The organism is Variovorax sp. YR216, assembly GCF_900107745.1.
Lineage (GTDB): Bacteria > Pseudomonadota > Gammaproteobacteria > Burkholderiales > Burkholderiaceae_C > Variovorax.
The window spans coordinates 166,852-188,505 of record NZ_FNRO01000005.1 but is presented as its reverse complement, the minus strand read 5'-3'; the positions used below and the strand labels follow the sequence as shown (position 1 = coordinate 188,505).

20 protein-coding genes and 1 other RNA gene are annotated in these 21,654 nt (G+C 66.1%); 7 read left to right on the top strand and 14 right to left on the bottom strand.

What is annotated here, in order from left to right:
- Window positions 1-45 precede the first annotated feature (45 nt).
- Window positions 46-966 carry a cysteine synthase A gene (cysK, locus tag BLW05_RS16950; protein WP_093164359.1) on the bottom strand — a complete coding sequence of 307 codons (921 nt, stop codon included), beginning with the start codon at window positions 964-966 and terminating at the stop codon, window positions 46-48.
- 65 nt (window positions 967-1,031) lie between these two features.
- Between cysK and rnpB the strand changes: the two genes are divergently transcribed.
- An RNA gene (gene rnpB, locus BLW05_RS16945) (RNase P RNA component class A) lies at window positions 1,032-1,367 on the top strand.
- A gap of 17 nt (window positions 1,368-1,384) precedes the next feature.
- Here rnpB and BLW05_RS16940 read toward each other — a convergent pair.
- The 6 genes from BLW05_RS16940 to BLW05_RS16915 all read right to left on the bottom strand — a co-directional run bounded on the left by BLW05_RS16940 (window position 1,385) and on the right by BLW05_RS16915 (window position 10,241).
- Entirely contained in the window at window positions 1,385-2,506 is a 1,122-nt protein-coding gene (locus BLW05_RS16940) for a glycosyltransferase family 4 protein (protein ID WP_093164357.1), read from the bottom strand.
- On the bottom strand, window positions 2,503-4,755 hold the full coding sequence (locus BLW05_RS16935; protein ID WP_177142687.1) for a glycosyltransferase: 2,253 nt from the start codon (window positions 4,753-4,755) through the stop codon (window positions 2,503-2,505). Before BLW05_RS16935 ends, BLW05_RS16940 begins: the two co-directional genes overlap by 4 nt.
- Window positions 4,752-5,822: a class I SAM-dependent methyltransferase gene (locus BLW05_RS16930; protein WP_093164353.1), complete on the bottom strand. Its 1,071-nt coding sequence runs from the start codon at window positions 5,820-5,822 to the stop codon at window positions 4,752-4,754. Before BLW05_RS16930 ends, BLW05_RS16935 begins: the two co-directional genes overlap by 4 nt.
- 223 nt (window positions 5,823-6,045) lie before the next feature.
- Window positions 6,046-7,800 carry an FkbM family methyltransferase gene (locus BLW05_RS16925; RefSeq protein ID WP_143044843.1) on the bottom strand — a complete coding sequence of 585 codons (1,755 nt, stop codon included), beginning with the start codon at window positions 7,798-7,800 and terminating at the stop codon, window positions 6,046-6,048.
- A gap of 64 nt (window positions 7,801-7,864) precedes the next feature.
- Window positions 7,865-8,572, bottom strand: coding sequence for an RNA pseudouridine synthase (locus BLW05_RS16920; RefSeq protein ID WP_093164349.1), 708 nt, complete (start codon window positions 8,570-8,572; stop codon window positions 7,865-7,867).
- A 10-nt stretch (window positions 8,573-8,582) separates the two neighbouring features.
- Window positions 8,583-10,241: an MBL fold metallo-hydrolase gene (locus BLW05_RS16915; RefSeq protein ID WP_093164346.1), complete on the bottom strand. Its 1,659-nt coding sequence runs from the start codon at window positions 10,239-10,241 to the stop codon at window positions 8,583-8,585.
- Between the two features lie 194 nt (window positions 10,242-10,435).
- On the opposite strand from BLW05_RS16915, the gene BLW05_RS16910 reads away from it, so the two are divergent.
- Window positions 10,436-11,440, top strand: coding sequence for a Bug family tripartite tricarboxylate transporter substrate binding protein (locus tag BLW05_RS16910; RefSeq protein WP_093164579.1), 1,005 nt, complete (start codon window positions 10,436-10,438; stop codon window positions 11,438-11,440).
- Window positions 11,441-11,691: 251 nt separating this feature from the next.
- Here the strand turns inward: BLW05_RS16910 and BLW05_RS16905 are convergent, their stop codons facing one another.
- Window positions 11,692-12,180 (bottom strand): tetratricopeptide repeat protein, encoded by a 489-nt coding sequence (locus tag BLW05_RS16905; RefSeq protein WP_177142686.1) that lies wholly within the window; start codon window positions 12,178-12,180, stop codon window positions 11,692-11,694.
- A gap of 163 nt (window positions 12,181-12,343) precedes the next feature.
- Here BLW05_RS16905 and BLW05_RS16900 point away from each other — a divergent pair, with 163 nt between their 5' ends.
- Both BLW05_RS16900 and BLW05_RS16895 read left to right on the top strand, forming a co-directional pair.
- A complete protein-coding gene (locus BLW05_RS16900) occupies window positions 12,344-13,735 on the top strand; it encodes an NfeD family protein (RefSeq protein ID WP_093164342.1) in 1,392 nt (463 codons plus the stop codon).
- A gap of 15 nt (window positions 13,736-13,750) precedes the next feature.
- A complete protein-coding gene (locus BLW05_RS16895; RefSeq protein WP_093164340.1) occupies window positions 13,751-14,536 on the top strand; it encodes a slipin family protein in 786 nt (261 codons plus the stop codon).
- A 9-nt stretch (window positions 14,537-14,545) separates the two neighbouring features.
- Here the strand turns inward: BLW05_RS16895 and BLW05_RS16890 are convergent, their stop codons facing one another.
- Window positions 14,546-15,475, bottom strand: a complete 930-nt coding sequence (locus tag BLW05_RS16890; RefSeq protein WP_093164338.1) for a LysR family transcriptional regulator — start codon at window positions 15,473-15,475, stop codon at window positions 14,546-14,548.
- Between the two features lie 168 nt (window positions 15,476-15,643).
- On the opposite strand from BLW05_RS16890, the gene BLW05_RS16885 reads away from it, so the two are divergent.
- Window positions 15,644-16,393 (top strand): SDR family oxidoreductase, encoded by a 750-nt coding sequence (locus BLW05_RS16885; RefSeq protein ID WP_093164577.1) that lies wholly within the window; start codon window positions 15,644-15,646, stop codon window positions 16,391-16,393.
- 63 nt (window positions 16,394-16,456) lie between these two features.
- Window positions 16,457-17,431: a magnesium/cobalt transporter CorA gene (corA, locus tag BLW05_RS16880; protein WP_093164336.1), complete on the top strand. Its 975-nt coding sequence runs from the start codon at window positions 16,457-16,459 to the stop codon at window positions 17,429-17,431.
- 15 nt (window positions 17,432-17,446) lie between these two features.
- On the opposite strand, the gene BLW05_RS35410 is transcribed toward corA, so the two are convergent.
- The 5 genes from BLW05_RS35410 to BLW05_RS16860 all read right to left on the bottom strand — a co-directional run bounded on the left by BLW05_RS35410 (window position 17,447) and on the right by BLW05_RS16860 (window position 21,033).
- On the bottom strand, window positions 17,447-17,713 hold the full coding sequence (locus BLW05_RS35410; protein WP_143044842.1) for a hypothetical protein: 267 nt from the start codon (window positions 17,711-17,713) through the stop codon (window positions 17,447-17,449).
- A gap of 80 nt (window positions 17,714-17,793) precedes the next feature.
- Window positions 17,794-18,480 (bottom strand): response regulator, encoded by a 687-nt coding sequence (locus BLW05_RS16875; RefSeq protein WP_093164334.1) that lies wholly within the window; start codon window positions 18,478-18,480, stop codon window positions 17,794-17,796.
- On the bottom strand, window positions 18,477-20,063 hold the full coding sequence (locus BLW05_RS16870) for an ATP-binding protein (RefSeq protein ID WP_093164332.1): 1,587 nt from the start codon (window positions 20,061-20,063) through the stop codon (window positions 18,477-18,479). The genes BLW05_RS16875 and BLW05_RS16870 overlap by 4 nt, the downstream gene beginning before the upstream one ends.
- Before the next feature lie 107 nt (window positions 20,064-20,170).
- On the bottom strand, window positions 20,171-20,425 hold the full coding sequence (locus tag BLW05_RS16865; protein WP_143044841.1) for a hypothetical protein: 255 nt from the start codon (window positions 20,423-20,425) through the stop codon (window positions 20,171-20,173).
- Window positions 20,422-21,033: an ATP-binding protein gene (locus tag BLW05_RS16860; protein WP_093164328.1), complete on the bottom strand. Its 612-nt coding sequence runs from the start codon at window positions 21,031-21,033 to the stop codon at window positions 20,422-20,424. Before BLW05_RS16860 ends, BLW05_RS16865 begins: the two co-directional genes overlap by 4 nt.
- A gap of 126 nt (window positions 21,034-21,159) precedes the next feature.
- Between BLW05_RS16860 and BLW05_RS16855 the strand changes: the two genes are divergently transcribed.
- Entirely contained in the window at window positions 21,160-21,651 is a 492-nt protein-coding gene (locus BLW05_RS16855) for a nucleoside deaminase (protein ID WP_093164326.1), read from the top strand.
- Window positions 21,652-21,654: the final 3 nt, after the last annotated feature.

Below are 21,654 nucleotides of genomic sequence, written 5' to 3'. Positions count from 1 at the left end.
GCAGGGTGCGAATCATAAGGCTCGCTCCCGCGGCGAGCCCGTTTCTTATGCTGGAAGGAAGCCGTCCACAGAGAGGTAGCGCTCGCCGGTGTCGTAGTTGAAACCCAGGACCACCGCATCCGGCGCCAGTGAGGGCAGCTTCTGCGCGATCGCGGTCAGCGTGGCGCCCGACGAGATGCCGACCAGGATGCCTTCCTCGCGTGCGCAGCGCCGCGCCATCTCGCGCGCCGGTTCGGCATCGACCTGAATCACGCCGTCGAGCAGCGAGGTGTCGAGGTTCTTCGGAATGAATCCCGCGCCGATGCCCTGGATCGGGTGCGGCGAGGGCTGGCCGCCAGAGATCACCGGCGAGGCGACCGGCTCGACCGCGAAGACCTTGAGCTTCGGCCACTTCTTCTTGAGGATCCGCGCGCAGCCGGTGATGTGGCCGCCGGTGCCGACGCCGGTGATCAGCACGTCGACGCCCTCGGGGAAGTCGGCCGCGATCTCCTCGGCCGTGGTGCGCTCGTGCACCGCCACGTTGGCCGGGTTGTTGAACTGCTGCGGCATCCAGGCGCCGGGCGTGCCGGCGACGATCTCCTCGGCGCGGGCGATGGAGCCTTTCATGCCCTTTTCGCGCGGTGTGAGGTCGAAGGTCGCGCCGTAGGCGAGCATGAGGCGGCGGCGCTCGACCGACATGCTGTCGGGCATCACGAGGATGAGCTTGTAGCCCTTGACCGCCGCGACCATCGCCAGGCCGATGCCGGTGTTGCCCGAGGTCGGCTCGACGATCGTGCCGCCGGGCCTGAGCGCGCCCGAGCGCTCGGCATCTTCGACCATCGACAGGGCGATGCGGTCCTTGATCGAGCCGCCAGGGTTGGCACGCTCGGACTTGATCCAGACCTGCTGGGTCGCGTTGCCGAACAGGCGCTGGACGCGGATGTGCGGCGTGTTGCCGATGGTCTGCAGGATGTTTTCTGCTTTCATGGTTGCTTGCCCCGGGCTTGAGCGATGAGTGAACGGGAGCGCCATTGTGGCGATAATCCCCGTGTGAAGCACGCCGGACCGCCGCTGGTGCATGTCTCGAAAGAGCGCACTGGAGGAACGTCCGGACTGCACAGGACAGCGCAGGAGCTAACGGCTCTCCACCGCGAGGTGAGGATCAGAGCAACAGAGACGAGTCGAGCGGGGGCAACTCCGGTCGGGTGAAACGGGCAATCTCTGCGCGCAGCAACACCAAGTAGGCCAGCGTCGATGTGGTTCCGCAGAGCTGGCGGGTAGGTGGCACCGAGCCGTCTGGTGACAGGCGGCCCAGAGTAATGGCGGTCACATCGGCGTCTCGAAAGAGCGCCGATGCACAGAATCCGGCTTATAGGCGTGCTTCACACTATTTTTCGATCCGGTCTCATGCCAACGACAGGGCATCTAGGAATCGGCGCGCCACAACCACTGGCGCGAACTGCGCCACGTGCGTTCTCGCGTTGTGCAGATACCGGCGATACCCCGATGCTTCGCCCTGACGCCAGTCATGCGCGCGAACCTGCGCCATGCCGGATGCCACAGCGCCGGCCAATGCGTCGATGTCAGCCGTCTGCACCAGTCGAGCCAGACCGCCGCAGATGGCCGGAACATTCGAGTTTCCGTAGGCGATGACGCTGCAGCCGCTCGCGATGGCCTCAATGATGGGAACGCAGAAACCCTCATGGTAGGTGGGCAGCACGAAGATGTCCGCGGACCCGAGGATCGAATGCTTGACGTGATCCGACGCATTTCCCTGCAAATGGATTTCGAGTTGCGGGATGGATGCGCGTAGCCGACTGATGTCGTGATCCAGCTGAACAAGCAGCGATGGGTCCGAGAACTGAAGATTGCCGACGAGATCGAGACGGACCCGTCTTGGCAAAGCAGAATCACTTTGTTCTTGTGACAGGACGCGCTCGATGGCGACAAGAAGATCATGAGGTCCCTTGGCGCGAGTGAAGCGGCCGACGAACGCGATGCGGATCTGGTCGTCGCCGAAGCTGGGTTTGGTCTCGGGCGCGGCCAGCGCTGAGTGGAGTGCCAGCGGCACCACCACCGCGTCCGTCGTGATGCCGCGATCTTCGAGAACGCGCAGATTGCTGGTGCTGTCGCAGACCACGCGATCCGCCCACCGGATGTTGTCCAACTGGACGAAGGACTTCTCGATCAGCCAGTGGTCACGGGAAGGAACGAACTCCTTCGGTGTGATGTTGTGGAAAACGACAATCCGTTTCGAGTTCTTGGGGCTGGCCGGAAGCAGGTCGAACAGCGGGTAGTACACGCCGAAATGGAAGACGACGATGTCACTCGCTTGAAAATGCGGACTCAGCGCGATGTCTGAGACCCGGTCGACGCGGGTGTGCGGCAGCTCGGAATAGTCGCAGGCCTGCGCATAGAGATGTACGTCCCTGCAGCCCGCGTCATTCAGGAAGCCGAGTTCGTCGCGAATGGCATTGGAGATGGCGTCATGACGGACACACACGCTGTTGATGTACGAGATCCTCATTCGCCGGATTTCCGGAAGTTTGCTTGCGCCAACCGGTACAGATCGACACTGACCTCTGCCATTCGCGCGGCGGTGAATCGCTCCTCGAAGACGCGACGTCCGGCCTGCCCGAGTCGATTTCTGGACTCCGGTGAGCGGATGAGTTCGAGCAACGCCGCGACCAGTTCGTCCGCATCTCCGGGCTTGATCAAGAGTCCGGTTTGCTGGTGTCGGATGATCTCCGGCATGCCGCCGATGGCGCATCCAATGACGGGCTTTGACTCGCGCATCGCTTCGAGGAACACCAATCCGAAGGATTCGAACCGACTCGGGGCGACGAAGATGTCGCAGCCGGCGTAGGCGCTGCGCAATTGCTTGTCAGTCACCCGGCCTTCGAAGGCGACCTTTTCCTTCCATCGCCGGCCCTCGTCACTCTTCTCGAACTCTTGCGAAGGGTTGTAGCCGTCCGGTTCCGTGATCGTGTTGTCGCCGAGGATCCGGAATCGCACATCGGGCGCGCGTTCCAGGACTCGTGGGATTGCCCGCAGGAGCACATCGATGCCCTTCCGGTGTTCGAGACGGCCTACGAAAAGCACCGTACAGACGCCATCCGTCGGTGATTCTGCGCTGGGTGTCTGACGTGCAAGGCCCAAGGGGAGCACCTTGAGTGTGTCGGGCTGAAAGCGCATGTCATACGCCGCCTCGATGGCGGACCGGATGGCGTCGCTGATGGATCGCACGGCATCCGACCCAAGCATCAACGCTCGCTCCGCACGGAGCATGGGCGTTCCGAAGGCGGCCATCCAAGTTGCGTCATTTCTGTGCTCGGGGTGGGATTCGAGCCAGAAATGGAGTGTCGTCTGAAGGCTGGTCGTGAGCGCCCAGCGACGATCCAGCAGGAAGGCAATTCCTTCGCAATCCCAGATCGGCGCTTCCACGACATCAACGCGGCGGTGGCTTGCGATACGGGCTGTCTCCTCGTGCGCCACCGCTGACCAATCCCAGATGTGTTGTGGCAGTTGCAGCGCGACCGCAGCCGGTGGGCGCTCCATTTGTCTCGGAACGAGGCGATGGATCCAGACGCCGTTTTCGAAATCGACGCGATTGACGTCCGGGCTTTGCGTGATGACGTGAACGATGTTGCCGCGCGCGGCGTAGGCCTCGGCGAGATCCTTGGTAAAAGTCGCGATCCCGCCCCCGTGGCCCGGTGGAAAGTCCTTGGAAATCAGGACGAGGGTCGACGAGTCCGTCTCGCGCAGGGGATGGAACCGACGGAAATCCCCCGCCCATTGCTGACGCTTCGCGGCCGTGAGCATCATGTCGGGCTTGGCGCCTTCCATGCCTCGCTGCAGGCCCACGGTGAGCGCACGATCGATGTCCGTCTGAAAGGCTTCGTGTTCGCCTTGCGATATCAGCCCATTGGACGCGGCCCACGTCATTTCGTCGCGTTGGTGCTGGATGAAGTCGGCTTGCTCCTTGAGCACCCGTTCCATTGAATGGAACTCCCGCCCATGCTTGAGCGAGAAATAGACCTTGTTCTTGATGATCGGGTAGCGATTGCGCGCAACACGGTTGGCGCCTCTCAGACTGCTGGGGGCAAATTTGTGGTGAACATAGGCGTTGGGCAACTGTGCGATCAGATAGCCCGCATCCACCATGCGCAGGCAGACGTCCGTCTCGTCGAGGAAATACTCATACTCCTCGTCGAACCCGCCGATTTCAATGAGGGCTTCGGTTCGGAACGAAGAGTTGGCGCCGAGCAGATGCGGAAAGCGGTAGCTCTTGGGAAAGCAGAGGTCAGGCATTGCGCCCGAAGGCGTCAGGTCGGCATTGCCGAACCGGTCCACCAGGCAGTACCGATACTGGAACGAGTAGCCGGTATGGTCGAACACGAAGCCACCGGCCGCGCCGACCATCGGGTTGTCGTAGGCCGACGCCAACTGTTCGAGCCACTCCGGTTCGGGTATGGCGTCATCGTCGATGAACGCGACGATCTGCCCGCGCGCCATGCAGATTCCTATGTTTCTGGACACGGACAGGTTGGCGACGGGGCAGCGCGCAGCGCGTATCGACCCGCTCCATCGCTCGATGACTTCCTCCGAATTGTCGGTCGAGGGTCCGTTGACAACGATGACTTCGAACGCCCCGGCATAGCGGAGCCAGCGAAAGCTCTCCAAGGTGGCCTGCAGGTTGGAGGCTCGGTTCAGGGTGTTGATGACGATCGATATGGAGGGACGGTGCGGGGATGACGCGATGCTCGGTGAATTCATGGCGAATCCGCCTGTTTCGTGGCCACGATCTCGAATTCGTAGCATTCGCCGTTCCGGCGACCGCGTTCAACCACGCGCACATTCTTGAATCCCGCTTCTTCCAACAGTTCGGTCAGCGACGCAGGGGTGAACATGTTGAAGTGGAAGTCGCCCTCATAGTCTTGGCCACCAAAAGTGACTTCTCGAAGCGACTGGTATGGATATTCGCCGCGCGAATAGTGGTCCATCATCGCCTCTGCGTCCGGCACCACGGCGCGCAGCGTTCCACCAGTCCGCAGCAGACCCTGCCAATAGGGCAACAGCGATCGACGTAGTTGTTCTTGTGGAAAGTGCTCGAGGACATGGGCGGAGTGGATTTCCGAAATTTCCCCGTCCTGGAATGGCAGGTTGTCGATTTCCGCAACGAGATCCACGCCTGGGAGTGCGCGCCGATCGACATTGAGGTAGCCATCGAGCGGAACATGCCCGCAGCCAAGATTGAGCCTGAGGCCCTTTCTCCTCGCGTCCTTCAGCTTTTCCGGGGCCAGTATCTGGGTGGTTGCTTCGAGCTTTTCGCCTGCGCGGTGTTGCGCCGAGGCGCCATAGCGGACCTCATACAGCAGTTCGCGTCGAACGAACTCCACCCGCCCGAACAGATAGCTGGCCGCGTTCGACAACTCGGAGGTTTTCTGGTCCTGTTTCGCGTTGACTTCATGGATGTCTCGTCGAATGGCGCGCAGTGCCACGGGAACAGATTGCGCGAGGGATTCCTGCTCCGCGGCGCTCCTGGATTGCCGGTGATTGATATCGGACAGCGCTTCGAGAATCTTGGGGAACTCATGATGGAAAAAGGCCGCAAAGCGCTCGTTGTCCACGAACAATTGCGCTTGCCGCTCGTACAACTGCGCCTGTGCGTCGGCGAGGTGTACGTGCGCCTGCGTCAACTGCGCGCAGGCATCAAGTAGTTGCGGGCCCCGGATGATGGCCACGCCGATTCGGGCGAACCGACCCACGAACGGCCAACGACCGACGCGGCGTATCGCGCGTCGCAGGCGAGGCTTCAAGCCTTGTGCAGTGATGTCGCTCATGGCTGTGCTCCCGAAACCGCTTGCGGGCGCGCGACCGGCGGTTCGAGGCGGGCTGTCGTTGAATGGTATGACGAGGCTGTTGGCATGTGCCGTTTCTCCCTAGGTTGCAATGCGGCGCCCGTGGTGGCGCAACGGATAGTCGAATGGGTGCAGAGCCCGCACGTGCTGTCGGCGACGTGGCGCTTGCGGGAGACCAGTAGGCGGCCGGTCTCTCGAGGTTCGATCAGTCGATGAGGTCGGCGATCCGCACGTGGCGGGGGCTGTTGCCGGGAATCGCGAGGATGTTGATGAATCCGCCGGACGCCGGATCGATGTCGGAGGAAAGTCGCGCCTGCAGTCGACAACGGGTGAGCGTGACCAATCTCGGATTGGCTTCCGAGACCTCGTACATCAGATAGCCCAACTGCTCGAGTCGATCCGGAACCGCCCTGGGTTCATCGCCGGCATGCTGAAGGCCGAAAGGCCAGAACTCGAGCAGCATCACGGGCCGCCAGCCGGCATCGAGGAGGTGGCGCGCACCTGCGAGCATCCGCGCTTCCGAGCCTTGCGTGTCCGACTTGACGATGTCAGGAAGACGCTGTTCTCCACCGAGAATGGTGTCGAGATTGCCGATAGGGACATCGAGGAACGAGCGCGATGTGCCGTCGTCGAAGACCCGATGGTCGCCGAGATTCGTATCCGAAAGATAAAGCCGTGCGGTTCCATTGGTTTCGCCGACCGCTTCGGAGCGTAGTTCGGCAAGAGGAACCGCCGCGTTACGACCGAGGTTGCGGCGAAGCAGCGTATGGTTGAGCGGGTCCGGTTCGAAGCACATGAGACGTCCGCGCTCGCCGATCAGCTTCGAGGCGACGACCGAGTACCAGCCAATGTTGGCGCCGATGTCCAGCAGAAAATCACCGGGACTGCAGAGTCGGCGAAAGACCTCGGTCTCGAACGGCTCCCAGACATGGTCGCGTGCCAGGTCGCCGGAGATGTATTGGTCCAGCTTGCGGTGGATCTCGAATTGGAAGTGCGGGAGATTCGGCGCGCGGGCTTCGATGATCCAGGGACGTTCGAGGCATTGCCGCATCACTGCGCTCTTCAGCCAGCGGAGGCTGCTGCGGTGTCCGCCTCCATGCCCGACGAGCCAATATCGCGGGGGCTGATACAGCGCTTGCGCCTCATGGGTTGGAAAGCAATGGGCGAGATCTCGCCGGACAAAAAAGGCATTGGCTCCGCTGAGGCCGCAGCTGACCAACTGATACCCCTCCAGGCAATCCACCCAGGACTGGAGGGATGCTCCGAAATAGTCGTCGCCCGACCAGCGGTGGTCGGCGTCGTAGTCCATTTCGAGTCGGCACGGCGGTGGAAACTTGGCGTTGTATTCGACGCACAGCAGCTTGGGACGCACCCATTGCAGCGCAGCCCGCATCAAATGTGTGTCGTTGCCGTCAATGTCCAGCGAAAGGAAATCGACGTCATCGGTGCCAAGGAAGGCTCTGGCATCCTGGACGACGTTGTCGATGGAATCGAGCGTCAGGAATGCATGGAGGACCTGCAGCATCGGAGTCTGGAGGCTTCCGAGCTGTGACTCGATGAACTTGATCTTCGCTGCGTCACCATCGATCCAGCAACCGGCAAGCCCTTCCAGCGCCAGTTGGTGCGTATTGTTTTCGAGGCCGTCGGCACAGCCGACTTCGATGAATGTGCGCGAAAGCGGAGTAGCGCTCGCGATACGACGGAGACACTCGCGGATGATCCCGTCTTCGTCGCATTGCGAATAGGAGCGCCAACCCTGGATCGCAGGATTGCCCGGCGTGGTCCGGGCCAATGCGACCCTCAACGCGGCGATGCATTGCTCCGCTTCGTGCTGAAGGTTCGGCTGCGCAGATGCTGAAGCCCGACGCAGAGGCTCGATCGAGCCTGGATCGACGTGCTCCACACGCCCATCGCTGACGGACGGCGCGCGCGCGGCCGCAGTTGACGCTGCTTCGGCCAATGGTTTCCCCCTGAGGTTTTTTGACCATTCTATGGAGCCGAAAGTGCGTCCAAACTCAGAATATTCAGAAACGTTCGTGAGGGAGCAGGTAGCGCCACTGCTGCGGCAACAGCCCCGCCAGAGGAATGCGCCCGATGCGGATGCGCTTCATCGACTGGATGCGCAGCCCGGCCTGGGTGCACAGGTTGGCGATCTGGCCGGGGTGCGGGCCCTTGATCGCGAAGCGCAGGCCGGTGTGGCCTTCGCCGCGCTGACCGACGCTGACGCGCGCGGGCGAGCGGTCGAAGTGCACGAGGCTCTCTGGGCCGACCGCGCCTTCCACATCCACCATGATTTCGTGCTCGATGATCGCGGCATCCTCGTGCAATCGGCGTTCGATGCGCCATTCCTGCGTGAAGACGATCAGCCCGCTGGCGCCGGTTTCCAGCGGCGTCATGCAGCGCTGTCCGGCGATGTGACGCGGCAGGAAGCGCAGGCCGGCGCGTTCGGGGTCGTGGTGGTTCGCGGGCACCAGCAGCCGATGCGCGTTGTCGGTCGGCATGCCGGCGGGCTTGTGCAGCAGCAGGGTGACCGGCACCACCGGCGCGGGCCGCGCGCCAGGTTCGATCTCGACACGCTGGTGCGGCAGCACGCGCATCTGCGGCAGCAGGGCGGGTTCGCCGTCGACGCGGACTGCGCCGTTCTCGATCAGCAGCTCGGCTTCGCGCCGCGAGCAACCGGCGAGCGCCGCCACGCGCTTGGCGAGACGAATGCCTTCTTCCGAATCTGTCACTGCATGTGCCTCACGACTGCGAGGTCTGGCGGATGCGCTCGACGTGCGCCGCCAGCGAACGGGCCGCCACCGGCCACATGCGCTGCGGCACGTCGTCGTAGGCGAGCGGCAGCCAGTCTTCCGGCGTGCCTTCGGGCAGCTTGCGCATTGCGGCGGCGATCCTGGCCTCGCGCTTGAGCCGGTGCGCCTTCAGGTTGGCGAGCGCGATGCGCGCATGCCCGAGCACGTAGCCGTGCGCGGGCAGGATGAAGTCGATGCCGCCCTGCTCGCAGGCAGCGTCGAGCTTGTCGAGCGAGTCGAGGTAGGCGTTCATGTTGCCGTCCGGCGGATCGATGACGGTGGTGCTGCCGTTGAGCACATGGTCGCCGGAGAAGAGCAGGCCGTCTTCCTCCAGCACCAGACACAGGTGGTTGGCCGCGTGGCCCGGCGTGTGGACCGCGCGCAGGGTGTGCGTGTGCGTTCCCGATCCGAGTACGACCCGTTCGCCATCCGCCAGTTCGCGGTCGGGCGTGAATCGCGCGGACGAGCGCGCAGTGGATGCGGACGCCAGTCCGAGGATCGGCGGCGGCGTCTTGCACAGCGCCTTCAGCGGCGCAGCGCCGGGCGAATGATCAGCGTGCGAATGCGTACAGACGATCACGCGGATGTCGCCATCGGTCGCGCGCCAGAGTCGGTCGATGTGCCCGGCGTCGTTCGGGCCCGGGTCGATCACGAGGTAGCCGGTGGACGCGTCGCCCACGATGTAGCTGTTGGTGCCCGGGCCGGTCATCGCGCCCGGGTTGGGTGCCGTCAGGCGCTGCACGTTCTTCAGCAGCGGCACGGGCTTGTCGCTCTGCCAGTCGAGCGTGTGAACGATCTGGCCGTCGGGGCTGACCAGCGCGAGTTCACCGAAAGCCGATTCGTGTTCCATGAATCGCGCGTCCTCCCCGCGAAGCAGGCCGGCGCGCGGGCAACTGGTCCACAGCGGACCTTCGCCGCCCTCGCGGTTGGCGCAGGCGTCGAGCACCGCATCCACCGTCTGGTAGGCGGCGAGCCGCTCCAGCGTGCGCAGCGTCGGGAAGATCATGAAGAAGGTGCCGGCCTTGTGCCGTGCCAGCGCGTCGGCGGGGCGCACCCAGCACGGCTCGAACTGCTCGGCCTCGTCGGCGGTCGGCGTCTGGCCCTCGGGCATGCGCGCCACGAGGAAGGGCACGTCGAAGCGCTTGGGCAGGTCGCGATCGGTGATCCAGTGCGCGAGCGTGAAGACCTGGTCGGTGGACAGCCGCAGGCCGCGCTGCGCGCACTGTTCGGCGAAGGCGACCGTGGTCGCGGCGGTGCTGCGGTCCATGGTGGCGAATTCATCGGCAGTCACCGGCCGGCCGTCCGGGTGGTGGGCCAGCAGCACGCCCAGTTCCTCGAAGCTCTCGCGGATCGCGGCGATGGCCTGCGTGAGCTGCTCGTCGCTTTGCGTGCCGCGGCGCGTGGCAATGGCACGCGCGGTCGCGTCGCCCTCGTCGATGCGCCCGCCCGGGAAGACGTAGGCGCCCGGCGCGAAGCTGGCGCTGGCCGATCGGCGGGTCATGAGCACTTCGACGCCTTCGGGTGTGTCGCGCAGCAGGAGCACGGTCGCAGCGGGATACGGGCGCGCCGGTTCGCGCTGCGGATGAATCAATTGGGTGGGACGTACCATGATCCCGGGATTATCGGGAGAAGCCCGCCGGCGCGCGCCGGACCGCCTCCGGGGGCATAAGCTCCGATCGGATCGGGCATGAGCCGCCGCCCGGCCGTTCCGAAGGGGGCTCGCACCGCAGTGCGAAGCACGAAGGTATTCCAATGAGCGACGCGCCACAATCGCGCGCTGATGCCTCGATCGAAAGAACGCCCATGACCGCTCCCTCTTCCGGCCGCGCCCGCCGCTTCCTCGCACTCGCCGCGCTGGCGATTTCCTCGGTGGCGCCAGCCGCCTTCGCGCAGGCCGACTGGCCGCATCAGCCGATCATGCTGATCATGGGCTTCCCGGCTGGCTCGGGCGTCGACGTGGTCGCGCGCACGATCCAGGAGCCACTGCAGCGCAAGCTCGGACAGCCGGTGGTGATCGACTACCGGGCCGGGGCGGCCGGCAACATCGCCAGCGAATATGTCGCGCACGCCAAGCCCGACGGCTACACGCTCTCCTTCGGCACCGCGGCCACGCACGGGAGCAATGCGGCGCTCTACAAGAAGCTGCCCTTCGACGTGGAAGCCGACTTCGTGCCGGTCGCTCCGGTGCTCGACGTGTCGAACGTGCTCACGATCAACTCGGACGTGATCAACGTGAAGACGCTCAAGGAATTCGTCGACGTGGTGAAGGCGAACCCCGGCAAGTACAACTACGCGTCCACCGGCAACGGCGCCGGCACGCACATGGCCTTCGCGGAGTTCAATTCGCGCCTCGGGCTCGACATGGTGCACGTGCCCTACAAGGGCGGCCCGGAAGCGATCACCTCGGTCGTGCGCGGCGAGACCTGCTGCATCATGAACCAGGTCCAGACGGTGCTGCCGCAGTACAAGGCGGGCAAGGTGCGCCTGCTGGGCGTGACGACCGCGACGCCGGTGGCGGCGGTCAAGGAAGTGCCGACCATCGCGTCGAGCGGCATTCCTGGCACCCAGGGCTTCGACAGCTCGATCTGGTTCGGCGTCTTCGCGCCCAAGGGCACCGATCCGCGCATCGTCGAGAAGCTCAACGCGGCGATCCAGTCGGTGCTCGAGCAGCCGGAGATCCGCGAGAAGTTCGAAAGCCAGGGCAACACGATCCGCATCGAGTCGCCGGCGCAGTTCAAGCAGACGGTTCACGCCAATCGCGTGAAGTGGGCCGAAGTCGCCAAGACCGCGAACATCAGCATTGATTGAGCTCGCCCCCAGGCTCGCGCACTGCGTGTCGCTCTCCACCCCCGACCGGGGGCAGCACCAGCGGCCCGGCGGAGCCGGTTCCGCGGTGCTTCACCAACGGGCCTGCTGCGCCGGCCCCGAGAAACCAGTTTAGGGCGGCGCGCAGCGCCCGCCCGTTCGTGGACAGCCGCGGAACCGGCTTCGCCGGGCCGCTGGCTGTGCCCCCCGGCAGGGGGGTGTCCGAGCCACACGAAGTGGGCGAGGCTGGGGGGTCATTTCTTCTTGTAGTCCGCAATCTTTTCCTTGAGCTCGGTGTATTGCTCGCAGGGCAGCCAGCAGAGCTTGTTGAGCGCCTTGAGGTGCGCCTCGGCATCCGCCAGGCGGCGCACCTGCAGGTAGGCCTCGCCGATGTACTCGTGGGCGTCCCGGTGCTTCGGGTTGATCTGCAGGGCGCGTTCGTAGTGCTTGAAGGAGTTGTCCATGTCGCCGATGTGCCGGTACGAGAAGCCAAGCAGGTTCCACGCATCGGCATTGTTCGGGTCGGCCTGGATCACCAGGGTGAGGCGACCGATGGCTTCCTTCCACTGCTCGGCCTTGATGGCGGCCTGGGCTGCAGCGTAGTTGGGGTCGACGGGCTTCGTTTCGACGCTGTCGCCACCACCTCCGCCTCCGCCGCCACCCCCACCTCCGCCGCCCGCGGGCCAGGCGGGCAGGCTCAAAAGGGCGACGCACACCGCTGCTGCCAAAGCTGTCTTGCGCATGTCGATGCTCCCGGGATGAATCATCCGCGCTGAATTCAAATCCGGTGCCTTGCGGGTGTCAACGCGGTGCCGGGCATACGCATCCCGCGCTCAGGGTGTTTGTTTCGCACGCTCTGCTGCGGCGCGATGTGACAGCACCCCCGTGGCTCCCTAGAATGAAACAATGAGGTCCGCCAGAGCATGGTTGACGGGACTGGTCCTCTCCGCCTTCGCGGCAGGAGCGGCGAATGCCCAAGCCGTGCCCGCTGCACCGGCCGCCGCCGCGAAGCCCGGAACGGTGGTCCTGATGGAGCTCGACGGCGCCATCGGCCCCGCATCTGTCGACTACATACGGCGCGGACTCAAGCAGGCGGACAAGGCGGACGCGCGCCTCGCAGTGATCCAGATCGACACGCCCGGCGGGCTCGATGCCTCGATGCGCAGCATCATCAAGGACATCCTCGCGTCGCCGGTGCCGGTGGCGACCTTCGTCGCGCCCAACGGGGCGCGCGCCGCGAGCGCCGGCACCTACATCCTCTACGCGAGCCACATCGCGGCCATGGCGCCCGCCTCCAATCTCGGCGCGGCGACGCCGGTCGCGATCAGCATGCCCAATCCGGCCGCGCCGGCCGCCAAGCCCGAGTCGTCGGGCAAGGGCGAGCCCGAAGGCGACGCGATGACCGCCAAGCGCCTTGCCGATGCCTCCGCCTACATCCGCAGCCTCGCGCAACTGCGCGAGCGCAACGCGGAGTGGGGAGAAAAGGCAGTGCGCGAATCCGTGAGCCTGTCAGCGCAGGAGGCGAAGGAGAAGAACGTCATCGACTTCGTGGCGCGCGATGTGTCCGACCTGCTCATGCAGGCCAACGGGCGCGAGGTGCGCACCATCAACGGCAAGGTGAAGCTCGCCACGCAGCGCGCCGAGTTGCTGGTCGTCGATGCGGACTGGCGCACCCGGCTGCTATCGGTGATCACCGAGCCGAGCCTGGCGCTCATCCTCCTGATGATCGGCGTCTACGGCCTGCTGTTCGAGTTCTCGAACCCGGGCTTCGTGCTGCCCGGCGTGGCGGGTGCGATCAGCCTGATGCTCGCGCTCTTCGGGCTGCAGATGCTGCCGGTCAACTACGCGGGGCTGGGGCTCATCTTTCTCGGCGTGGCGTTCCTGATTGCCGAGGCCTTCCTGCCGACCTTCGGCGTGCTCGGCGTCGGCGGCGTCGTGGCCTTCTGCATCGGTGCGGTGCTGCTGATCGACAACGAGGCGCCGGGCTTCGGCGTGCCGCTGTGGCTCATCGGGCTGCTGGCGGTGGGATCGGCCGCTTTCATCCTCATCGTCGGCGGCGTCGCGGCCAAGTCGCGACGACGGCCGCTGGCGGTCGGCGTCTCGACACTGGTCGGCGCGACCGGCGAGTTGGTCGAGTTTGCCGACGGCGAAGGCTGGGCGCAGATCCAGGGCGACTACTGGAAGGTGCGTGGCTCCGAGGCCCTGCGGCCCGGACGGCGCATCCGCGTCACGCAGGTCCAGGGCCTCGCCCTGCACGTGACCGACGAGGAGAGTCAGCAAAGCCCCGCCGGGGCCTGAAGCGGGGCAACCACCATGTTCATCAACTTCAGCCTCGTGCTCGTCGCCTTCTTCGTCGTGCTGCTGGCGATGCTGGCCGCCGCGTCCCTGCGCATCCTGCGCGAGTACGAACGCGGCGTGGTGTTCCAGCTCGGCCGCTTCTGGAAGGTCAAGGGGCCGGGGCTCGTGATCCTCATCCCCGGAATCCAGCAGATGGTGCGCGTGGGGCTTCGCGTGATGGTGCTCGACATCCCGAGCCAGGACCTCATCACGCGCGACAACGTCTCGGTGAAGGTGAACGCGGTGCTCTACTTCCGCGTGATCGATCCCGAGAAGGCGATCATCCAGGTCGAGAAGTATTTCGAAGCCACCAGCCAGCTCGCGCAGACCACGCTGCGCGCCGTGCTCGGCAAGCACGACCTCGACGGCCTGCTCGCGGAGCGCGAACGGCTCAACCTCGACATCCAGAAGACGCTGGAGGCGCAGACCTTCCAGTGGGGCATCAAGGTCACGAATGTCGAGATCAAGCATGTCGACCTCAACGAGACCATGGTCCGCGCGATCGCGCGGCAGGCGGAAGCGGAGCGCGAACGGCGCGCCAAGGTGATCCATGCCGAAGGCGAGCTGCAGGCCTCCGTCAAGCTCGCCGAGGCGGCCGAGATCCTGGGGCGGCAGCCCCAGGCGCTGCAACTGCGTTATCTCGAGACGCTCACCGTGATTGCCGCCGACAAGAACTCGACCATCGTGTTTCCGCTGCCGGTGGACGTCATCGGGCCGTGGCTGCAGACGATGCAGCGCAAGCTGGACGCAACGAAGTCCTGACCACGCGGCTCAGCGCGCGAACGGGTCCAGGCCCTGCACCAGCCGCTTCGCAAGCCGGGGCTGCCTGAGCTGGTCGAGCCACCACTGGAGCGCGCGGCCCTCCTGACCCTCCTGCTCGCCGCGCCAGGCGACATAGAGCGTGTTGGGCTCGCGCGGATTGGCGGTCTTCTTCTCCACCAGTTCGCCGCGCGCGAGCAGCGAAGCGGCGCGTTGCCTCGGCACCCAGCCGACGCCCAGGCCTTCGCGCTGAGCGAGGATCTTGGCGCGCATCGTCGGGACTGCCAGCGTGGCCTGCCCACCCTGGACGCCGTACGCGCTGCCGGCGGTGCTGCGCGAGGAGTCGGCCACGACGACCGCGCGGTGGCTCGCGGTCAAGTCTCGGCCGAGCGGCTCCTTCGCCTTGGCGAGCGGATGACGGGGCGACACCGCGAAGACCCATTCCATGACGCCGAGCTCGAACCAGCGCACGCCCTGGTAGGACGGCGGCTCGTTGGTCGCGCCGACCAGCAGATCGGCACGGCCGTCGCGCAGGGCTTCCCAGGTGCCACGGAGTACTTCGTGTGTCACGCGCAGCGGCACGCCGGAATCGAGCGCATCGAAGGCGGCGATGACCGGCAGTAGCGTCTCGAACTCGATGACCTCGTCGGTCACGATCCAGAGCCGGTCTTCCCAGCCGCTGGCGACCTGCCGTACGCGCTGCGACAGCCGCGAGACGTCGAGCGCCAGTCGGGCCGCTTCGTGCGCGAGCAACTGCCCCGCGGGGGTGAGTTGCAGGCGGTAGCGCCGACGGTCGAACAGCAGCGCGTCGAATTTCTCCTCGAGCTGACGGGCTGCATGGGAGACGGTCGAGGGCGCCTTGCCCAGCCGTGCGGCCGCGCGCGAAAGACTCCCGCTCTCGCGGATCGCCTCCAGCAGCGCGAGTTCATCGTTGGACAGCATGTTCGGATCCCTCCGGCGAGTTCGGCGCGATGATGGCATGTCGGGCGAAAACGTTCGATCTTTTCGAACATGTCCATCGCGAAGCCGGTACGTCAAAAACCGCCCGGAAGCCGACCATTCATCCACGGTGATTGCACCGCAACCCAACGGAACCGAATGGAAAACATCATGGAACGCTTTCAAGACAAGACAGTCCTCGTCACCGGCGGCACGAGCGGCATCGGCCTCGCCGCAGCCAAGGCCTTCATCGCGGAAGGCGCGCGCGTCGTCATCACCGGGCGCGATGCTGCCGCGCTCGACAAGGCACAAGCCGAGCTCGGCCCGCGCGCCGTCGCCGTGCGCAACGACGCCGCTGCGCCCGGCGCCGCGAAGGAACTGGCCACTGCGATCTCGGGCCGCGGCCTGAAGCTCGACGCGGCATTCCTCAATGCCGGCATCGCGAAGTTCGCAGGGCTGTCCGATGTGACCGAAGCTCTCTGGGACGAAACCTTCGACATCAACGTCAAGGGCGTGTTCTTCCAGGTGCAGGCCCTGACACCGGTGCTCGCGCAGGGTGCGTCGATCGTGATCAACGGCTCGATCAACGCCCACATCGGAATGCCCAGCAGCGCGGTCTATGCGGCGAGCAAGGCGGCGGTCGTCTCGCTGGCGAAGACGCTGTCGGCCGAGCTGTTGCCGCGCGGCGCGCGGGTCAATGTCGTGAGCCCGGGGCCGATCCGCACGCCGCTGCACGCCAAGCTCGGCTTCGATGCGAACGCGCTGGAAGCCGTCACCGCGCAGATTCAGGCGCAAGTCCCGCTCGGCCGCTTCGGCACGCCGGAAGAGCTCGCATCGACCGTGCTGCACCTCGCGGCGCCGGAGTCGGCCTTCATCGTCGGCACCGAAATCATCGTGGACGGCGGCATGAGCCAGCTCTGATCGCCTGCCGGCCAAGGCGGCCCATGGCAAGATGGGTCGTCTTTGTCTCCCGGGGTGAACCGCATGCTCGTCAACTGCGTGGTCTACGAAAACGGCAACAAGCTGGCCGACATTCCAGTCTCGAGCATCAGCGAATACCTCCAGCTCCCGGGCTGCTTCGTGTGGGTGGCATTGCACGACGCGACGCCTGAAGAGCTGGAAGAGGTGCGGCAGGAATTCGCGCTGCACCCGCTCGCGGTCGAGGACGCGCAGCACGGCCACCAGCGGCCGAAGGTGGAGGAATACGGCGATTCGCTTTTCGTGGTCATGCACCTGCTGGAGCGCGGGAGCGACGGGCAGCCGACACTCGGCATCGGCGAGGTCGACGTCTTCGTCGGCCAGAACTACGTGGTGTCGGTGCGCAACCGCAGCGAGCACGGCTTCACCGAAGTCCGCGCCCGCTGCGAGCGCGAGCCGGAACTGCTGAAGAACGGCCCCGGCTTCGTTCTCTATGCGCTGATGGACGCGGTGGTCGACCGCTACTTCCCGGTCATCGATGCGTTCGAGGTCGAACTGGAGAAGATCGAGGAGCGCATCTTCACCAAGGGCGAGGCGCGCGAGAACGTCCAGCGGCTGTACGAGCTGAAGCAGCGGCTCACCCTGCTCAAGCATGCGGTGGCGCCATTGCTGGAGGGCGCGGGCAAGCTCTATGGCGGCCGGGTGCCGCAGATCTGCATGGGGTCGCAGGCCTACTTCCGCGACGTGGTGGACCACCTCGGGCGCATCAATGCGTCGACCGACACGATCCGCGACACCATCGGCACCGCGATCAGCGTGAACCTCTCGATGGTGACCATCGAGGACAACGAGGTCACCAAGCGGCTCGCCGCCTGGGCCGCGATCTTCGCGGTGTGCACCTCGTTCGCGGGCATCTGGGGCATGAACTTCAAGAACATGCCGGAGCTCGAATGGCGCTACGGCTATCTCGTCGCGCTGGGGCTCATCGCCGCGTTCTGCGGCTACCTGTACTACCGGTTCAGGCGCGCCGGCTGGGTCTGAGCCGGCGCCTCGTGCTCAGCGCTGCGGCGGTGGCGGCGGCATGAAGACCAGCCGCCCGTCCGGTGCGCGCTGGCAGCTGCCCTTGAATGACTCGCCGTTGCGTCCGGTGAGCTGGACGACCGCGCCTTCCTGCTGGCCCTCGCAGGCGCGCATGAATTCCGGCGGCGGGCGATGTTCGTGGTGATGGGGCGGCGGCGGGGGTGGAGGCGGGGGTGGCGGCATCACGCAGCCTTGCAGCACGGCAGCGAGGCCGAGCAGGCTCCATCCAAAGGTACGAGTCACGGGAGTATTCCTTCCTTCCTTTTGCGGCCTCGATGCTCGCCCGCAACTTCGGAGGAATCTGGGAGCAGAGGGGTGGGCGGTCAGTCCTCGGGCGCCTCGAACGCGAAGCCGACGCCGTAGACCGACCGGATCCAGTCGTGCTCAGAGCCGGTCGCGGCCAGCTTGCGCCGGAGGTTCTTGACGTGACTGTCGACGGCGCGCTCGGTCACCTCCGCAGCGTCGTCATACGCCAGATCCAGCAGCTGCGAGCGCGAGAAGATCCGCCCGGGCTGCCGCGAAAGCGCCTGCAGCAGCCGGAACTCGAGTCGCGTGAGCGTGAGCGGCACGCCGTCGAGCGAAGCGCGCCACAGCGCGTCGTCCAGCTCAAGGCGGCGATCGGTCGGCGCGGCCGGTTCGTCCTGCGCGGCGCTGCGGCGGAGCACCGCACGCACCCGCGCGACGACTTCGCGCGGAGAGAAGGGCTTGCAGACGTAGTCGTCCGCGCCGAGCTCGAGCCCGACGAGCCGGTCGACCTCCTCGATGCGCGCGGTGAGCATGATGACCGGACGCGCGTTGTGCTTGCGCACCTCCCGCAGCACTGCCATGCCGTCCAGGCGCGGCAGCATCACATCGAGCAACGTGAGCGCAGGCGGATCCGTCAGCATGCGTTGCAGCGCGCTCTCGCCATCGGCGACGCGCTCCGGCTCGTAACCCGCGTGGCGCAGGTAGTCCACCAGCACCGAAGCGATGTCGTCTTCGTCTTCGACCACGAGGATGCGCGTCGTCATGCCGCATTCTCCAGGGGCAGGGTGACGGTGAGGCGCAATCCGCCCAGTGGCGAGGGCGCGGCGTCGATCGATCCGCCGTGTGCTTCGAAGGTGGTGCGGCAGATCGCGAGCCCGAGCCCGGAACCGCCGAGCGCGCGGCTGCGTGACGCCTCGCCGCGGAAGAGCCGCTCGAAGAGGCGCGGCATTTCCTCGGGCGGGACGCCGGGCGGGCTGTCGTCGAAGCGAAGGACGAGGCGGTCCCTGCCTTCGCTGCTCTCGACTTGCGCATCGATGCGCATCCGCCCGCCGGTGTCGGTGTAGGAGAGCGTGTTCTCCAGAAGATTCATGAAGGCCTGGTGCAGCCGGCGTGAATCGCCGCGTGCCGCGGGCGGGTGCCTTCCGGCAAGGGCGTCGAGCGCGACGGCATCGAGCGAGATCATGCGCTGGGCGAAGCGTTCGCGGGTGAGCGCGAGCGCCTCTTTCAGGATCGCCAGCGGATAGACCGTGACGAGAGGCGGTGAAGTCTCGTTTTGCTCGCGCATGCTGCTGCGCAGGTCGTCCACCAGTTGCCCCAGCCGCATGACCTGCCGGTGCAGGCGCAGGGCGGTCTTCTGGTCGAAAGTGCGGACGCCGTCCTGCAGCGACTCGATCTCTGCGCGCATGGCGGCCAGCGGCGTGCGCAGTTCGTGCGCGACGTCGGCGAGCCATTCGCGGCGGGAGACCTCGATGCTGTCGAGCCGCTCGGCCATGTCGTTGAAGGTGCGGCCGAGCAGCGCGAGCTCGTCGCTTCCGTGCACCGGCACGCGCGTGTCCAGCCGACCCCGCGCAATGCGTTGTGCGGCCTGCGTCAGGGCGTCGATCGGCGCGAACCAGCGTCGCGCGAGCAGCCACGCGAGCAGCAGCGCGAGCACGAGACCCGCGACGCCGGTCCAGATCACGAAGCCGGACTGGCGGGCGACGAATGCGCGGTCCGCATCGGTTTCCAGCCCCTCCAGCGGCGCGAGCACCAGCGTGCCGATCAAGTGGTCGCCGTCGCGCAGCGGCAGCCGCGCGGCGGTCGATGGATCGACCTTCGCGCCGACCACCCACGTCTCGTTCGCGTCGAGCAGCCCGAGCCGCCGGTAGACGGAGTCCGGATTGCGCAGCAGTGCGCCCAGCATGCCCGGCGGTGGGGGAAATGACTGCCGCGGCGGCAGCAGCTCGGGTGGCCCCGGCGGGCGCGGGGGCGGATCGCCGCCGGACGGGCCGATCTCCCACGACGGCGGGCGGAAGTCGTGCGGCGGCCAAGGTGGGATTCGGCGCGGCGGCTCGCCGGGCGGGCCGCCGATGGCGGAGTTGTGCTCCACCGCGCCGAAGGCGGTCATCGGCAGGCGCAGCCATGCGGCCTCGTTGCTGCGCAGGTCGTCCCAATTGCCGTGCGCGGCGTGGTGCTTGCGGAGCAGTTCCGCAAACCAGTCCATGCGGCGGATCTCGATCTCGGCCACATAGGCGCCGAGGCCGCGCTGCAGGCCGAGCCACGAGAAGGTGGTGAAGATCGCGAGCAATGCCGCAAGCAGCAGCACCAGCGTGAGAAAGATCTTCCGGAAGAGAGTAAGGCGGGGCATGGCGGCGGATGCGGGGAGGCGCCGCATTGTGCGGCATCGATTGCGGGCGACTTGCGCTCAGGCTGCGACGAGGCAGAACGCACTGGTGCGCGCGCAGCCCTGGAGCTTCACTTGGCGGCGCACTTCTTGCCGGCCGCAGCGGTGGCGAGCGGGGCGTTTGCGGGGTTGGTGGCCATGATCGGCGCGAGCGTCGAAGGACTGGCCGGCACCGTGCCGTTGCCGCAAGTGAAGCCGGTGGCCGCGAACAGGCCCAACATGCCGATCGCACCGATCGCACCGAGGGCATGGCCCAGCCCGGGCCTTTGGAATGAAGACAGGACCATGTTCGCGGCTGGCGGCGTGGGAGAAGAAACGGAGCTCAATGAACACTCCCGATCGCGTCCTGCAGCGGAAGCCGCAGGGTGATGCCCAGGCTGCCCAGGGGAGAGGGGGCTGCGTAGATACGGCCCCGATGTTCGGACACGATCTGCGTACACAGCGCGACGCTCGCGGCCGTGTCGCCGTCGCCGCGTCGTGCCGCGGTGGCCGCGCCTGCCGCATCGAAGCAACGCGCGAGGCGCGGCTCGCCGGCGCCGGGGGCCGCATCCATGAAGTTGACCACCGCATGCGTGCCCTCGACGCGGCCGAGGACGCGCAAGGTGCTGCCGGTATGCATGGCGCGGCACGCGAGATCGACGATGTGCGCGAAGACCTCCTGCATGCCCGAACGATCGAGCAGTACGGGGAGCGGGTCGGTCGGGAGCATCATCTCGAGCGCCATGCCGGCGGAATGGAGCCGGACGCGCAGTGAATCGGACATCTGGCCGAGCAGTTGGCGGATGTCGGCGGCGTGTTCCGGCCGGCTCGCCATGCGGCCCCGCTGCGCAGATGCGGCCGGGCTGAGTTCGTCGCTTCGTCGGGGAAGGATGCGCCAGAATGCATAGAGCAGGATGGCGACGAAGACGACGAGGCTGATCTGGGCTGCTTTCATGCAGTGCGACTGTTGTTGCGATGCGTCGGATTAACGCCTGCCGAAGGCTTTTTCGCAACAACGCCCTGACCGGACGACCGGCCTTCAAGATGTCTCCTCAATCCCGGTTCATAGAAGGAAAAGACGATGTACGAAGAGAGGTTCATGCAGCGCGCGATTGCGCTGTCGGCGCAGGCGCTGGGCACACCGGGCACGGAGCCCTTTGGCGCGGTGATCGTCCGCGACGGCGCGGTGGTGGGCGAGGGCTTCAACCATTCCGTGGCGCACTTCGATCCCACGTCGCATGGCGAGGTCGAGGCGATCCGTGATGCGTGCCGCAATCTGAAGACCGTGGACCTCGGCGGATGCGAACTCTACACCTCGTGCGAGCCTTGTGCATTGTGCGTGGCCGCGATGCGCATCGCGGGCATCCGCAAGCTCTACTACGCGGCGTCGCTCGCGCAGTCGGGTGAGGCCTTCGAGGGCGTGCCGGTCGCGGCGCGGCACCCGATCGACGTGGACGCGCTGCGCGCGGAAGCCGGCGCCCCGCTCGAAGCGCGCGCCATGCCGTCCGAGCAGAAGATGGATCGCGAAGCCGTGGCGGTGCTCGAGGCCTGGGCCGCTGGTCGCCGCGCTTGAAAG